This window comes from Streptomyces sp. NPDC005151 (assembly GCF_053599875.1).
Genome location: NZ_JBSFYR010000020.1, coordinates 67,956 through 82,356 on the forward strand (window position 1 = coordinate 67,956; position 14,401 = coordinate 82,356).

Consider the following 14,401-nt stretch of genomic DNA (forward strand, 5'->3'; position numbering starts at 1 on the left):
AGGCCACCGAGGAATAGCAGAACTTCACATGAACGTGTGAATGCTTGCTTATTCCACCTGCGGGTCATCAAGATCCAGACAGGATCGGCCCTGTGTACGACCTTGATACGCGCAAGCGCGCTCTGGCACTCATCGCCCAAGGCTTCAGCCAGAACTCCGTAAGCAAGCAGACCGGCATTTCGCGTGCCGCCATCCGTTCGTGGCAGGCGCGAATAGAACCCCTCGGCTGGAACCGTGCTGCGGACTGTCCAAGGTGCGGCGACATGCCGAGCGATCCTGAAGTCCCCGCCGCGTACGCCTACTTACTGGGCCTCTATCTCGGCGACGGCTGCATCAGCTCCGCCAAAAGGGGCGTGTACTTCCTCCGTATCGCCTGCGCCGATGCCTGGCCCGGCCTCATCGACGCCTGTGCCGAAGCCATGCAGATCGTACGCCCCGGAAACAAGGTGTTCCGGGTTCAGCGTCAGGGCTGCCAGTACGTGACGTGCCACAGCAAGCACTGGCCCTGCCTCTTCCCCCAGCACGGTCCCGGCAGGAAACACGACCGCAAGATCGCTCTCGAACCCTGGCAACAGAGGATCGTGGATGCCCACCCGTGGGAATTCGTCCGCGGCCTCATCCACTCCGACGGATGCCGGATCATCAACTGGACCACACGCCTCGTCGGTGGCGAACGGAAGCGCTACGAGTACCCCCGGTACTTCTTCACCAACAAGTCGGACGACATCCGCAAACTGTTCAGCGACACGCTCACCGCTGTCGGGGTCGAGTGGACGACCCTCGCACGAGGCAGCAGCCCGCTCAACATCTCCGTCGCCCGACGGGCGTCCGTCGCTCTCATGGACGCTCACGTCGGGCCGAAGCACTGACGACCGACTTACTTGGGGCTGTCGTCCTCGCCGATGTGGTGCACGCGCACCAGGTTCGTCGATCCGGGGACGCCCGGCGGCGAGCCGGCCGTGATGACCACGATGTCGCCCTTCTCGCAGCGGCCGATCCGCAGGAGCTCCTCGTCGACCTGGGCGACCATCGCGTCCGTGGAGTCGACGTGCGGGCCGAGGAAGGTCTCGACGCCCCAGGTGAGGTTCAGCTGGGAGCGGGTGGCCGGGTCCGGGGTGAAAGCCAGGAGCGGGATGGGTGAGCGGTAACGCGACAACCGCTTGACCGTGTCGCCGCTCTGGGTGAAGGCGACAAGGAACTTCGCGCCGAGGAAGTCGCCCATCTCGGCGGCTGCGCGGGCGACCGCGCCGCCCTGGGTGCGAGGCTTGTTGCGGTCGGTGAGCGGGGGCAGGCCCTTGGCGAGGATGTCTTCCTCGGCTGCTTCGACGATGCGGGACATCGTGCGGACCGTTTCGACCGGGTATTTCCCGACGCTGGTCTCGCCGGAGAGCATCACGGCGTCGGTGCCGTCGATGACGGCGTTGGCGACGTCGGACGCTTCGGCTCGGGTGGGCCGGGAGTTGTCGATCATCGAGTCGAGCATCTGGGTGGCGACGATGACCGGCTTGGCGTTGCGCTTGGCGAGTTTGATGGCGCGCTTCTGGACGATGGGGACTTGTTCGAGGGGCATTTCGACGCCGAGGTCGCCGCGGGCGACCATGATGCCGTCGAATGCGGCGACGATGTCGTCGATGTTCTCGACGGCCTGGGGTTTTTCGACTTTGGCGATGACGGGGAGGCGGCGGCCTTCTTCCTCCATGATGCGGTGGACGTCGTCGATGTCGCGTCCGCTGCGCACGAAGGAGAGGGCGATGACGTCGGCGCCGGTGCGCAGGGCCCAGCGGAGGTCTTCGATGTCTTTGTCGGAGAGTGCGGGGACGGAGACGGCGACGCCGGGGAGGTTGAGGCCTTTGTTGTCGGAGACCATGCCTCCTTCGATGACGGTGGTGTGGACGCGGGGGCCGTCGACGTCGGTGACTTCGAGGGTGACACGGCCGTCGTCGACGAGGATGCGTTCGCCGGTGGTGACGTCGGTGTGGAGGCCTTCGTAGGTGGTGCCGCAGGTGTTGCGGTCGCCTTCGATGGGTTCGACGGTGATGGTGAAGGTGTCGCCGCGTTCAAGGAGTACGGGGCCTTCGCGGAAGCGGCCGAGGCGGATCTTCGGGCCTTGAAGGTCGGCGAGGATGCCGACGCTGCGTCCGGTTTCGTCGGAGGCTTTGCGTACGTGGCGGTAGCGCTGTTCGTGTTCGACGTAGGAGCCGTGGCTGAGGTTGAAGCGGGCGATGTCCATTCCGGCTTCGACGAGTGCCTTGATCTGCTCGTATGTGTCGGTGGCTGGGCCCAGGGTGCAGACGATTTTTGCTCGGCGCATGGTTTGAGCCTAAACCTTACCTACGGGTAGCGATTTGGCTCTGCGTGTCGTCTCAACAACCTTTGGGTGAAGGGTTATTGACAAGTGTTGAATTGTGCAGCGGGGCGCTCTGATGAGCATTGTTTTCAGAGTTTTGGGGGTGCCATGGTGAAGCGGGCGTTCACCTGGGCGTAGACGGTCTGCCGTTGGGGTTCGAGGTCGAGGGCGGGGGGTGTTTCGGGTTCTGCTCCGCCGTATGCGGCGCTGCTGCGGAAGCTGGCGGGTGCGGCGGGCATGGGTGGGAGGGGGGCGGTGTTCTCGGCGCCGAGGTCGGCGATTTCGAGGAGGGCGGTGAGGTGGGTGCCGAGGGCGTCGGCGTATTCGCGGGCGCGTTTGAGGGCTTCTTGTACGGCTTGGCGGCGGGCTTGGGCGTGGGCGGGTGAGTCGGGGCGGAGGTTCCACCAGGGGCCGTTGATGTGGGTCATGTCGAGGTCGGCGATGCGGGTGGTGAGTTCGCCGAGTGCGGTGAAGTCGCCGAGTACGGCGGTGATGTGGACGCGGCCGTGGTAGGCGCGGATTTTTTCGTCGCGTCCGCGTGCGGTGAGTTCGGGGGTGATGGAGAAGGCGCCGGTTTCGAGTTTTTCGACGGCTTGTCCGTAGGTGCGTGCGATTTCGAGGACGTGGGCGTTCCGTCGGGTGAGGTCTTCGAGGGCTGTTCGGCGGTCTTTACCCCGGGTTGTAACAGTAATGGTGATATGAGCGGTTTCGGGGTCGACTTCGAGGCGTGCTTCGCCGCGGACGGCGACGCGGGGGTGGTCGGGGGTGCCGTAGGGGGCGGGTGTGTGGGTCATGGGTCCACTGTCGCATCGGGGGTGCGACCTGCGTGGTCATCAGATAGAAACCTGAGAGGGGTGTTGCTGGGTGCGGCTGGTGGGTCATTATCTACGCGCGTTGTGTACTGCGAGATCTGATCTGTGGGAGAAGAAATGCCGCTGAACCGTAGGACGTTCCTGGGCACATCGGCCGCGGCCGGGGCCGGTGTGGCGATGGCTGGGGGTGTGGCTGTGCCCGCCGAGGCCCAGGGTCGCGGTCTCGGGCGTCCGCCGAAGCGGTATGCGTTCACTGTGATGGGTACGACCGATCTGCACGGGAATGTCTTCAACTGGGACTACTTCACGGACAAGGAGTTCGACGACAAGGCGCACAACGATGTGGGTCTGGCGAAGATCTCGACGCTGGTGGAGCAGGTCCGTGCGGAGAAGGGCCGTCACAACACCCTGATGATCGATGCGGGTGACACGATCCAGGGCACGCAGCTGTCGTACTACTACGCGAAGGTCGATCCGATCACGGCGGAGCGTGGTCCGGTGCATCCGATGGCGCAGGCGATGAACGCGATCGGGTATGACGCGGCGGCGCTGGGCAACCATGAGTTCAACTACGGCATTCCGGTGCTGCGGAAGTTCGAGGAGCAGTGTGATTTTCCGCTGCTGGGTGCGAACGCGCTGGATGCGAAGACGTTGACGCCGGCGTTCGCCCCGTATGTGATCAAGCGGATGCGTACGCCGCACGGTCCAGATGTGAAGGTGGCGATTCTGGGGCTGACGAACCCGGGGATCGCGATCTGGGACAAGGCGAATGTCAGCGGCAAGATGGTGTTCCCGGGGTTGGTGGAGCAGGCGGCGAAGTTCGTGCCGCGGCTTCGGTCCATGGGGGCGGATGTCGTCATCGTGTCGGCGCACTCGGGGACCAGTGGGACGTCGTCGTACGGTGACCAGGTTCCGTATGTGGAGAACGCGGCGGCGCTGGTGGCGGAGCAGGTGCCGGGCATCGACGCGATTCTGGTCGGTCATGCTCACCTGGAGATCCCCGAGTACTTCGTGGAGAACAAAGAGACGGGCAAGAAGGTGGTGCTCTCCGAGCCGTTGAAGTGGGGGCAGCGGTTGACGCTGTTCGACTTCGATCTGGTGTGGAAGAAGGGCCGCTGGGTGGTGGAGAGTGCGGGTTCGCAGGTGTTGAACTCGAACACGGTGGCGGAGGATCCGAAGATCACGGGGTTGTTGGCGGATGAGCACAAGAAGGTTGTGGCGTACGTCAATCAGGTGATCGGTACGTCGACGGCGGCGATGACGACGGCGGAGGCGGCTTGGAAGGACGAGCCGATCATTGATCTGATCAATGTGGTTCAGGCGGAGACGGTGAAGGCGGCTCTGGCGGGTGGGGCGTATGCGTCGTTGCCTGTGCTGTCGCAGGCGTCGTGTTTCTCCCGTACGGCGCAGATCCCGGCGGGGAATGTGACGATCAAGGATGCGGCGGGGCTGTATCCGTTCGAGAACACGCTTGAGGCACGGTTGCTGACGGGTGCGCAGCTCAAGGATTATCTGGAGTTCTCGGCGCGGTATTACGTGCAGACGGCGGCGGGTGCTCCGGTGGATACGGCGACGTTGACGAATGCGGGTAACACGCCGGACTACAACTATGACGCGGTGTCGAGTCTGACGTATGAGATCGATATTGCGAAGCCGAATGGTTCGCGAATTGTGAATCTGTCGTTCGAGGGCAAGGCGATCGATCCGGCGGCGGAGTTCGTGCTGGCGGTGAACAATTATCGGGCGAGCGGTGGGGGCAACTTCCCGCATGTGCCGGGTGCGAAGCAGCTGTGGGCGAATTCGGAGGAGATCCGGAACACGATCATTGGCTGGGTGCAGGCGAAGGGTTCGGTGGATGGTGCGCAGTTCGCTTCGGTGGACTGGCGGCTGACGCGGGATGGTGTGCCGGTGTTCTAGTGCCATTCCCGGCACTGGTGGCTGGGTGGGTGTGGCGGCCGTCTCCTCTTTGAGGGGGCGGCCGCCTTTTTTGTCTGTGGGGTGTCAGTTGCCTTGGGCGAGGGGGATGAGGGCGGGGTGCTGGTGGGGGATGTGGGGGGTGTTCTGGGGGGTGAGGCCGAAGGTGGTGAAGGCGGTGCGTTGTGGGAGGGGGTAGGCGTTGGTCCGGGTGAGGTTGTTGAGGATGGTGGCGCTGCGCCAGGCGGCGAGTCCGAGGTCGGGGGCGCCGACGCCGTGGGTGTGGCGTTCGGCGTTCTGTACGTAGATGTTGCCGGTGACGGTGGGGTCGAGTTCGAGGCGGAACTGGTTGTCGATGCGGGGTCGTCCGGCGGCGTCGCGGTGGATGTGGGGGGTGAGGCCGGTGAGGAGGCGGTCGAGGGGGCGTTCGCGGTAGCCGGTGGCGAGGATGACGGCGTCGGTGGTGAGGCGGGTGCGGGTGTTCTGTTGGGTGTGTTCGAGGTGGAGTTCGACGCGGGCGTTGGCGAGGCGGCCTGCGGTGCGTACGTGGACGCCGGGGGTGAGGGTGGTGTCGGGCCAGCCGCCGTGGAGGGTGCGTCGGTAGAGCTCGTCGTGGATGGCGGCGATGGTGTCGGCGTCGATGCCTTTGTGGAGTTGCCATTGGTGGGGGATGAGTTCGTCGCGTACGGATTCGGGGAGTGCGTGGAAGTAGCGGCTGTAGTCGGGGGTGAAGTGTTCGAGGCCGAGTTTTGAGTACTCCATGGGGGCGAAGGCGCCGGTGCGGGCGAGCCAGTGGAGTTTTTCGTGTCCGGCGGGGCGGGCGCGGAGGAGGTCGAGGAAGATTTCGGCGCCTGATTGGCCGGAGCCGATGACGGTGATGTGTTCGGCCTGGAGGAGTTGTTCGCGGTGGTGGAGGTAGTCGGCGGAGTGGATGACGGGGACGGATTCGGCTTGGGCGAGGGGTTTGAGGGGTTCGGGGATGAAGGGTTCGGTGCCGATGCCGAGGGCGATGTGGCGGGTGTAGGCGCGGCCGAGGGCTTCGACTTCGCCGTGGGTGTCGAGTTGGGTGAAGTCGACTTCGTAGAGGGTGCGTTCGGGGTTCCAGCGGATGGCGTCGACTTGGTGGCTGAAGTGGAGTCCGGGGAGTTGGTCGGTGACCCAGCGGCAGTAGGCGTCGTATTCGGCGCGTTGGATGTGGAAGCGCTCGGCGAAGTAGAAGGGGAAGAGGCGGTCGCGGCTGCGTAGGTAGTTGAGGAAGGTCCAGGGGCTTGAGGGGTCGGCGAGGGTGACGAGGTCGGCGAGGAAGGGGACTTGGAGGCTGGAGCCGTCGATGAGGAGTCCGGGGTGCCAGTGGAAGGCGGGGCGTTGTTCGTAGAAGGTCGCGGCGAGGGGGTGGATGCCGTGGGCGAGGGCGGCGAGGGAGAGGTTGAAGGGGCCGATGCCGATGCCGACGAGGTCGTGTGGCTGGCCGGGGTCGGGGGTGGGTCGGTCGGTCATCGGGGTGGGTTGCCTTTCTGGACTGTGTGGGTGAGGTGGGTGATGAGGTCGAGGAGGGTTTGGAGGTCGTGGCGGGTGGTGTGGGGGTTGAGGAGGGTGGCTTTGAGCCAGAGGTGGTTGTCGGCGTGGGCGCGGCCGAGGACGGCTTGGCCGGTGGTGAGGAGGGTGCGGCGGACGGTGGCGACGGTGTGGTCGGTGGCGTCGGTGGGGCGGAAGAGGACGGTGGTGATTGTGGGTGGTTGGTAGAGGTCGAGGGTGGGGTTGTGGGTGATGAGGTCGGCGAGTTGGTGGGCGGTGTTGATGGTGTGGTCGATGAGGTCGGCGAGTCCGGTGCGGCCGAGGGCTTGGAGGGTGACGGCGATTTTGAGTGCGTCGGGTCGGCGGGTGGTGCGCAGTGAGCGGCCGAGGAGGTCGGGGAGGCCGGCTTGGGTGTCGTCGTGGGCGTTGAGGTAGGGGGCGTGGTGGTGGAGTGGGTGGAGGTGGTGGTGGTCGGGGACGGCGAGGATGCCGGCTGATGCGGGTTGCCAGCCGAGTTTGTGGAGGTCGAGGGTGACGCTGTGGGCGCGGTCGAGGCCGTGGATTTTGGTGCGGTGGGTGGGGCTGAAGAGGAGTGGTCCGCCGTAGGCGGCGTCGATGTGGAGTTCGGCGCCGTGGGTGGTGCAGAGGTCGGCGATGTCGTCGAGGGGGTCGATCTGGCCGGTGTCGGTGGTGCCTGCGGTGGCGGTGACGAGGAGGGGGCCGGGGTGGTGGGTGAGGGCTTCTTCGAGTGCGGTGAGGTCGATGACGCCGGTGGGGGCGGGGATGGTGTGGGGTTCGGGGAGGCCGAGGAGCCAGGCGGCGCGGGTGATGCTGTGGTGGGCGTTGGCGCCGGTGAGGGTCTGTACGGGGCCGTGGCGTTCGCGGGCGAGGAGGAGGGCGAGTTGGTTGGCTTCGGTGCCGCCGGTGGTGATGAGGGCGTCGGGGTGGGGTTGGTGGGGGTAGATCTCGGCGGCGAGTGCGGTGGTGGTGTCGGTTTCGAGGGTTGAGGCTGCGGGTGCTTGGTCCCAGGAGTCCATGGAGGGGTTGAGGGCGGAGGCGGCGAGGTCGGCGGCTGCGGCGAGGGCGAGGGGTGGGGTGTGGAGGTGGGCGGCGCAGTGGGGGTGTGCGGGGTCTGCGGCGCCTTGGGTGAGTGCGGTGATGAGGGTGCGCAGCGCGTGGTGGGGGCCGGTGCCGTGGTCGGGGATGAGGGGGTGGGTGGCGTGGTGTATGTGGTCGGTGACGGTTTGGGGTCCGCCGGCGGGTAGGGGGCCGTGGCGTTGTTGGGCTCCGTCGTGGAGTGCGGTGAGGACGGTGTCGAGGAGGGGGCGTAGGGCGGCGGGGCCGGTGGTACCTCCGGCGAGGGGTGGGGTGGGCATGGTGGTGGGGTCCTTCGGGCGCGCGTGGGTGGACGTGTCAGCTTGTCCGGGTTTCTGGTGGCGCGGCCGGTGAACTCGGTGATCTGAACTCGAAAGGGGGACGGGTGGTGGCTGTGGGGGTGGTGGTGGGGGGCGGTGGTATGGGTGTGCCCGGCTTCCCCTCGGTGGTGAGGGTGGGCCGGGCACGGGTGGTGCGGTGTGTGGTTGTGGGGGTGGTGCGGGGTTGTGTGGTCAGTGGGCGTTGCGTACGGCGAGGGCGCGGCGGAGGTCGTCGATCTGGTCGGCGAGCATGCGGCGCAGGGCGGGGGTGAGGGTGTTGCCGTCCAGTGCTTGTTCGCCGAGGTGGAGGTTGTCGGCGGTGATGGTGTAGGTGGGGAAGGCGTGGCGTCCGGCGGCTTCGGCGATGGCGGGGCCCCGGCGGGTGGCGAGTCGGGTGGCGTCGGGGTAGTAGCGGGGGACGTAGTCGCTGGTGAGGTCGGTTTGTTCGGCTTGCCAGAAGCCTTGTGCGGTGGCGGTGAAGAGGTAGTTGGAGAGGGTGTCGTCGTTGAACAGGGCGTCCCAGGCGGCGGCTTTGGCTTCGGGGGTGGGTAGGGCGGCGCGGCAGCGGGCGGCGCCTTCCTGTCCGGTGGCGCTGGGGTCGTTCTCGAGTTCGGTGGCGATGGTGGTTTCGTCGGTGGCGCCGAGGGTGGCGAGGCGGGTGAGGATGCGCCAGCGGAGTTCGGGGTCGAGTTCGGGTCCGCCGGGGACGGTGTCGTCGGTGAGCCAGGTCTGGATGGTGTCGGGTTGGGTGGCGGCGTCGATGAGGTGGCGTACGGCGGTGAGGCGGAGGCCGGGGTTGGTGCCGTCTTCTGTGCGGCGGATGAGGTCGCGGCAGAGGGCGGTGAGGGTGGCGAGGGCTGCGGGGCGGTTTTCGGGGGTGACGTAGCGTGCGGCGATCTGGGTGCCGGCGAAGGTCAGGACGCCTTGGAGGAGGGCGAGGTCGGTTTCGTGCGGGAGGTGGGTGCGGGCGGTTTCGAGGTAGGTGGTGGGGTCGAGGTCGCCGTCGCGGACCATGTCGCGGGCGCTGTTCCAGATGACGGCTCGGGTGAGGGGGTCGGGGATGCCGGAGAGGCTGCGTACGACGGTGTTCCAGGAGGGTGCGTCGGGGCGGATCTTGGCGTAGGTGAGGTCGCCGTCGTTGAGGACGAGGAGGGCGGGGCGGCGGCCGGGGTGGGTGGTGGGGGTGCCGTCCTGGGGGATGTCGAGTTCGAAGCGGTCGCGGAGGGCGAGCTGGTCGGGGCCCGGCTGGGTGTCCAGGGTGTGGTCGTAGGTGCCGACGGCGATGCGGTGGGGGCGGGTGCCGTGGTGGTCGACGGTGAGGGACCAGGTGGTGTCGGTTTCTTCGATGTGGGGGGTGAGGGTGTCGACGCCGGTGGTGCGGAGCCATTGGTCGGCCCAGGCGTGGACGTCGCGTTCGGTGGCGGAGGCGAGGTTGTCGATGAAGTCGGCGAGGGTGGCGTTGCCGAATTTGTGGCGGGCGAAGTGGGTGTTGATGCCGGCGAGGAAGTCCTTTTCGCCGAGCCAGGTGACGAGTTGACGGAGGGCGGATGCGCCCTTGGCGTAGGAGATGCCGTCGAAGTTGAGCATCGCGGATGCGGTGTCGGGGACGGCGGCGGGGTCGGGGGCGACGGGGTGGGTGGTGGGACGCTGGTCGGCGTCGTATCCCCAGCCCTTGCGGGCGACGCCGAAGTCGACCCAGGTGTCGGTGAAGCGGGTGGCTTCGGCGAGGGTCTGGTAGCCCATGTATTCGGCGAATGACTCGTTGAGCCAGATGTCGTCCCACCAGGCGAGGGTGACGAGGTCGCCGAACCACATGTGGGCCATTTCGTGGGCGATGACCATGCCGCGGACTTGGCGTTCGGTGTCGGTGACGGCGGAGCGGTAGATGAATTCGTCGCGGAAGGTGACGAGTCCGGGGTTCTCCATGGCGCCGGCGTTGAATTCGGGGACGAATGCCTGGTCGTAGGAGTCGAAGGGGTAGGGCTCGTCGAATTTTTCGTGGAAGCGGTCGAAGCAGGCGCGGGTGATGTCGAGGATTTCGTCGGCGTCGGCGTCGAGGTGGGGGGCGAGGGAGCGGCGGCAGTGGATGCCGAAGGGCAGTCCGGCGTGCTGGGTGGTGACGGAGTGCCAGGGGCCGGCGGCGACGGCGACGAGGTAGGTGGAGATCAGTGGGGTGGGGGCGATGGTCCAGCGGCCGTTGCCGGTGTGTTCGGCGATGCCGTTGCCGAGGACGGTCCAGTTTTCGGGGGCGGTGACGGTGAGGGCGAAGACGGACTTGAGGTCGGGTTGGTCGAATGCGGCGAAGACGCGTTGGACGTCTTCCATGAAGAGCTGGGTGTAGAGGTAGGTTTCGCCGTCGGCGGGGTCGGTGAAGCGGTGCATGCCTTCGCCGGTGCGGGAGTAGCGCATGGCGGCGTCGATGCGGAGTTCGTGTGCGCCGGGGGTGAGTGCGGTGAGGGGGAACCGGTTCTCGGTGAGGTCGGCGGGGTCGAGGGGCTGCCCGTCGAGGGTGATGGAGCGCAGGGTGGCGGGCTTGAGCTCGACGAAGGTGTCTCCGGCCGCGAGTGCGGTGAATTGGATGACAGTACGGGAGTCGAAGGTGTCTTCTCCCGTGGTCAGATCGAGGTCGATCGTGTACTTGTCCACGTCGAGGAACTGGGCTCGGGTCTGCGCTTCGTCGCGCGTCAGTACGGACATGGATCCACTCTGCCGCATGGGGTGGGGGGTGCACAGGTGGGTTCTCGCAGAGCTGAGCGGGTGCGTGTGCGCGAGGTGCGTGCGCGAGGTGGAGTCGGCGGGGCGGGTTCGCGGGCGGGTCCGCGGGGTCAGTGTCCTGGGGTGGTTTCCGGCGGGGTGGGGTCGGCGCGCCGGTGGTGGAGGAGGACGACTCCGTTGCCGAAGGTGCGGGTCCCGGCGAGGCGGAGGCCGGTTCTGGTGTCGGATGCCTGGAACAGGGGTTTGCCGCGTCCGATGAGTACGGGGTGGACGTAGATCCGGTATTCGTCGATCAGGTCGTGCTGTCGGAAGGCCGCTGCTAGATCGGCGCCGCCGAGGGCCAGGTCGCCGCCGGGCTGTGCGGTGAGTTCCCGGATGTGTTCGGGGTCGACTTCGCGTAGGACGGTCGTGTTCCAGTGGGCGGTTTCCAGGGTTCGGGAGAACACGGTTTTGGGCATGTCCCGCCAGATTCGGGCGTAGTCCGCGACGGGTCCGGCGTTGGCGGGGTCGGCGTCGGCGGTGGGCCAGAAGTCCGCCATGAGTTCGTGGGTGACGCGTCCGGTGAGGAAGCCACCCATGGTGCTGAGCTGTTCGTTGAAGTGGTGGTGCAGTTCGTCGTCGACGAGGTGCCAGCCGATGTCGCGGTCGGGTCCCTCGATGAATCCGTCGAGGGACACCGACATCATCAGGACGATCTTCCTCGTCACCTGTGTGCGGGATCCGGTCACGGGCGGGACGATACGCCTGCGCTGTCCGCGTGGGTGCGTGTCGGGAGGACGTGACCGAAATCTCCCCCGCTCGATCACGGTGGGGGCTCCGGTCGGCGGCCGGGCACGGGTGCGCGGCTCCTTTTTCAAGGCGCGGTACGTCGCGGGGCCCGCCTCACCACGGGTTCCGGCCGCGTATCGAAGCGTCAGGCCGGTGAGAAGATGTGGTTGCTGATCAGCCGGGCGGCGCCGACGACGCCGGCGACCTGGCCGAGTTCGCCGAGCACGATCGGCAGGTTGCCGGTCGCCAACGGCAGCGACTGACGGTAGACCTGGGTGCGGATGCTCGCCAGGAGGTTGTGGCCGAGTCCGGTGAGCCCTCCTCCGATGACCACCAGGCCGGGGTTGAGGAAGCTGACCAGGCCGGCGATGACCTGACCGGTACGGTTGCCTCCCCAGCGGATCAGATCCAGGGCCGCGGCGTCCCCGGCGCCCGCGGCGGCCGATACGTCCTCGGGGGTCAGCCTCCCGGCCGATGCGAGCCGTCCGGCCAGCTCCGTCGAGCGGCCGGACTCGGCGAACGCGGTCGCGTCGCGTACGAGGGCGTTCCCGCCGAAGTAGGCTTCCAGGCAACCGGTGTTGCCGCAGGCGCACCGCGGCCCGTCCGGGTCCACCTGGATGTGGCCGATGTCGCCGGCACTGCCGGTCATACCGCGGTGGACCTCGCCGCCGACGACGATGCCGCAGCCGATGCCGGTCCCGAGCTTCACGCACAAGAAGTCACGTACGGACCGGGCGACGCCGGCCTGCTGCTCGCCCAGGGCCATCAGGTTCACGTCGTTGTCGACGAGGACGGGGCAACCGAGCTCCTGGCTCATCGCCTCGCGGACGGGGAAGCCGTTCCACCCGGGCATGATCGGCGGCGCGACGGGGACACCCTCCGGAAACCGGACAGGTCCCGGCACGCCGATCCCGGCACCGTCGAAGTGTTCCGCCGACGTCGCCTCGCGCAGCTTACGGACCAACGCCAGCACCTGCTCGAAGACCGCGACCGGGCCGTCGCGCACGTCCAGCTGCTCGGCCACGTGGCCGAGGACCTCCAACTCGGCGTTGGTGACCGCGACATCCACGGAGGTGGCGCCGATGTCCACGCCGAGGAACCGCAGCGACGGGGCGACCCGGACGTTGTGCGAGCGGCGGCCGCCGCGGGAGGCGGCGAGGCCGTCCGGGACGACCAGACCGGTTTCCAGCAGCCGGTCGATCTCGAACGCGAGCTTGGAGCGCGACAGCTCGACCAGGTCCCCGAGGGCGACCCGGGACTGCGGGCCGAGGTCGCGCAGGAGGCGGAGCAGCCGGGCCTGATGCATATTGGCCGGTCGAACCGTCGTACTCCTCACGCCGCCCCCGTCGTGGTCAGAGCCGTTCGCATGCCCGGTGCTTGGGGGCGCGACTTCCACCGGACCGTAGCACCGTGCCGTCGACGGCAAAAGAAACTTGTGCGCCGAGTTACAGGACTTTAATCAGCAGATGGACAAAGCCGGTTCGAAGCAGCACAGTCTCTTTGCCGCCCAGGCTCTTGCAGAGGCGGCCAGGCCCGATGGGGTGGAGCCGTCCAGCTCTCCACCCCATCGGTTTTGGTGCGCTGTCCGGTTCGCTCGGCGGGCCGCTGCCGCAGTCGGCCGAGGCACACGGCTCAGGCGGCGTCACCGCCCGGCCGTGACTCAGCGACCGGCGAGACTGTGGTTCGGCATGCCGACGTCGGACTGGCCGGCCGCCTTCTTGATCAGGGCGGCCTCCCGCTGGTCGAGGACTCCCTCCTTCCGTAGCGTCGTGACGATCTCCCCGACGTGTGAGACGAACGCGCCGTGGTTCTTCCAGGCCCGGTGATCCTCGATCAGCTCGTTGACCGTGCAGCCGTTGGTCGTGACGCGGTTCGGGACACCGGTATTGATCGAGCCGGTGAACACGGTGGAGCGGTCGTCCGTTTCAGGACAGTCGGTCGGCGGCTTGCTGTCGACGATGGTGAGGGACAGCGACTGCGGCGTGGAGGTGTTGCCGGCCTTGTCGCTGGCCCGGTAGAGCAAGGTGTGGCTCCCGGCTCTGTCGATCGCCACCGGTGCGGAGTACTGCAGGTAGGGGCCGCCGTCGAGGGAGTACTCGATCCCGGCCACACCCGACCCCGTGTCCGAAGCCGTCACCGTCACCGTCGCACTGCCGACGTAGTCACCGGAGTCGTTCTTCGTGCCGGAGACGGAGGCCGACACCTGCGGCGGCGTCCTGTCCTCGGGCGGAGCCGCCACGACGGTGAACTCGACCGACTTCGCCGGCGAGGTGTTGCCCGCCTTGTCCGTCGCTCGGTAGCTCAGTGTGTGCCGGCCCACGTTCTTCACCGCAACGGGCGCCGTGTAGTCACTGTATGACGCACCATCGAGGGAGTATTCGATTCCGGCCACGCCCGACTCGGCATCAGAAGCGGTCACCGTGACGGTCGCGCTCGATACATAGTTACCGGCGGAGTCCTTCGTCCCCGACACCGTCGCGGACGTGTCGGGCGGTGTGGTGTCCTTCGGCGGTTCGGGTGCCACGACCGTGAACTCGACCGACTTCACCGGCGAGGTGTTGCCCGCCTTGTCGGTCGCCCGGTAGCTCAACGTGTGCCGGCCCACGGCGCCGACGTCAACGGGCGCCGTGTAGTTGCGGTAGGACGCGCCGTCGAGCGAGTACTCGATTCCCGCCACACCCGACTCCGCGTCCGAAGCGGTCAGCGTCACGCTCGCGCTGGACACGTAGTTCCCGGCGGAGTCCTTCGTCCCCGACACCGTCGCGGACGTGTCGGGTGGCGTGGTGTCCTTCGGCGGCTCGGGTGCCACCACCGTGAACTCGACCGACTTCACCGGCGAGGTGTTGCCCGCCTTGTCGGTCGCCCGGTAGCTCAACGTGTGCCGGCCCACGGCGCCGACGTCAACGGGCGCCGTG

9 protein-coding genes and 1 pseudogene are annotated in these 14,401 nt (G+C 67.3%); 2 read left to right on the top strand and 8 right to left on the bottom strand.

The features are described 5' to 3' along the window. The first annotated feature begins 92 nt into the window (after window positions 1–92). Window positions 93–869: a transcriptional regulator gene (locus ACWD6R_RS14055; RefSeq protein ID WP_451818910.1), complete on the top strand. Its 777-nt coding sequence runs from the start codon at window positions 93–95 to the stop codon at window positions 867–869. Between the two features lie 8 nt (window positions 870–877). On the opposite strand, the gene pyk is transcribed toward ACWD6R_RS14055, so the two are convergent. Continuing rightward, the gene (gene pyk, locus ACWD6R_RS14060) at window positions 878–2,311 is read right to left on the bottom strand and encodes a pyruvate kinase (RefSeq protein ID WP_451818911.1); all 1,434 of its coding nucleotides are present in this window, start codon (window positions 2,309–2,311) and stop codon (window positions 878–880) included. 125 nt (window positions 2,312–2,436) lie between these two features. Next, the gene (locus ACWD6R_RS14065) at window positions 2,437–3,141 is read right to left on the bottom strand and encodes an SIMPL domain-containing protein (protein ID WP_451818912.1); all 705 of its coding nucleotides are present in this window, start codon (window positions 3,139–3,141) and stop codon (window positions 2,437–2,439) included. A 135-nt stretch (window positions 3,142–3,276) separates the two neighbouring features. On the opposite strand from ACWD6R_RS14065, the gene ACWD6R_RS14070 reads away from it, so the two are divergent. After that, window positions 3,277–5,076: a bifunctional metallophosphatase/5'-nucleotidase gene (locus ACWD6R_RS14070; protein WP_451818913.1), complete on the top strand. Its 1,800-nt coding sequence runs from the start codon at window positions 3,277–3,279 to the stop codon at window positions 5,074–5,076. Between the two features lie 84 nt (window positions 5,077–5,160). Here the strand turns inward: ACWD6R_RS14070 and ACWD6R_RS14075 are convergent, their stop codons facing one another. The 6 genes and pseudogenes from ACWD6R_RS14075 to ACWD6R_RS14100 all read right to left on the bottom strand — a co-directional run. Beyond that, window positions 5,161–6,570 carry a lysine N(6)-hydroxylase/L-ornithine N(5)-oxygenase family protein gene (locus ACWD6R_RS14075; protein WP_451818914.1) on the bottom strand — a complete coding sequence of 470 codons (1,410 nt, stop codon included), beginning with the start codon at window positions 6,568–6,570 and terminating at the stop codon, window positions 5,161–5,163. Continuing rightward, window positions 6,567–7,964, bottom strand: a complete 1,398-nt coding sequence (locus tag ACWD6R_RS14080) for a pyridoxal phosphate-dependent decarboxylase family protein (protein WP_451818915.1) — start codon at window positions 7,962–7,964, stop codon at window positions 6,567–6,569. The genes ACWD6R_RS14075 and ACWD6R_RS14080 overlap by 4 nt, the downstream gene beginning before the upstream one ends. Before the next feature lie 231 nt (window positions 7,965–8,195). Further along, entirely contained in the window at window positions 8,196–10,700 is a 2,505-nt protein-coding gene (pepN, locus tag ACWD6R_RS14085; protein ID WP_451818916.1) for an aminopeptidase N, read from the bottom strand. A gap of 128 nt (window positions 10,701–10,828) precedes the next feature. Next, window positions 10,829–11,446 (bottom strand): dihydrofolate reductase family protein, encoded by a 618-nt coding sequence (locus ACWD6R_RS14090; protein WP_451818917.1) that lies wholly within the window; start codon window positions 11,444–11,446, stop codon window positions 10,829–10,831. Window positions 11,447–11,631: 185 nt separating this feature from the next. Then, window positions 11,632–12,792 (bottom strand): ROK family protein, encoded by a 1,161-nt coding sequence (locus ACWD6R_RS14095; protein ID WP_451818918.1) that lies wholly within the window; start codon window positions 12,790–12,792, stop codon window positions 11,632–11,634. 597 nt (window positions 12,793–13,389) lie between these two features. Further along, window positions 13,390–14,401, bottom strand: a pseudogene (locus ACWD6R_RS14100) (OmpL47-type beta-barrel domain-containing protein); the annotation flags it as partial.

Bases quoted from the DNA above. Each gene is read 5' to 3' on its own strand.
- ACWD6R_RS14065 (WP_451818912.1), bottom strand. From the start codon at position 3,141: ATGACCCACACACCCGCCCCCTACGGCACCCCCGACCACCCCCGCGTC.
- pyk (WP_451818911.1), bottom strand. From the start codon at position 2,311: ATGCGCCGAGCAAAAATCGTCTGCACCCTGGGCCCAGCCACCGACACA.
- ACWD6R_RS14075 (WP_451818914.1), bottom strand. From the start codon at position 6,570: ATGACCGACCGACCCACCCCCGACCCCGGCCAGCCACACGACCTCGTC.
- ACWD6R_RS14070 (WP_451818913.1), top strand. From the start codon at position 3,277: ATGCCGCTGAACCGTAGGACGTTCCTGGGCACATCGGCCGCGGCCGGG.
- pepN (WP_451818916.1), bottom strand. From the start codon at position 10,700: ATGTCCGTACTGACGCGCGACGAAGCGCAGACCCGAGCCCAGTTCCTC.
- ACWD6R_RS14080 (WP_451818915.1), bottom strand. From the start codon at position 7,964: ATGCCCACCCCACCCCTCGCCGGAGGTACCACCGGCCCCGCCGCCCTA.
- ACWD6R_RS14095 (WP_451818918.1), bottom strand. From the start codon at position 12,792: ATGCATCAGGCCCGGCTGCTCCGCCTCCTGCGCGACCTCGGCCCGCAG.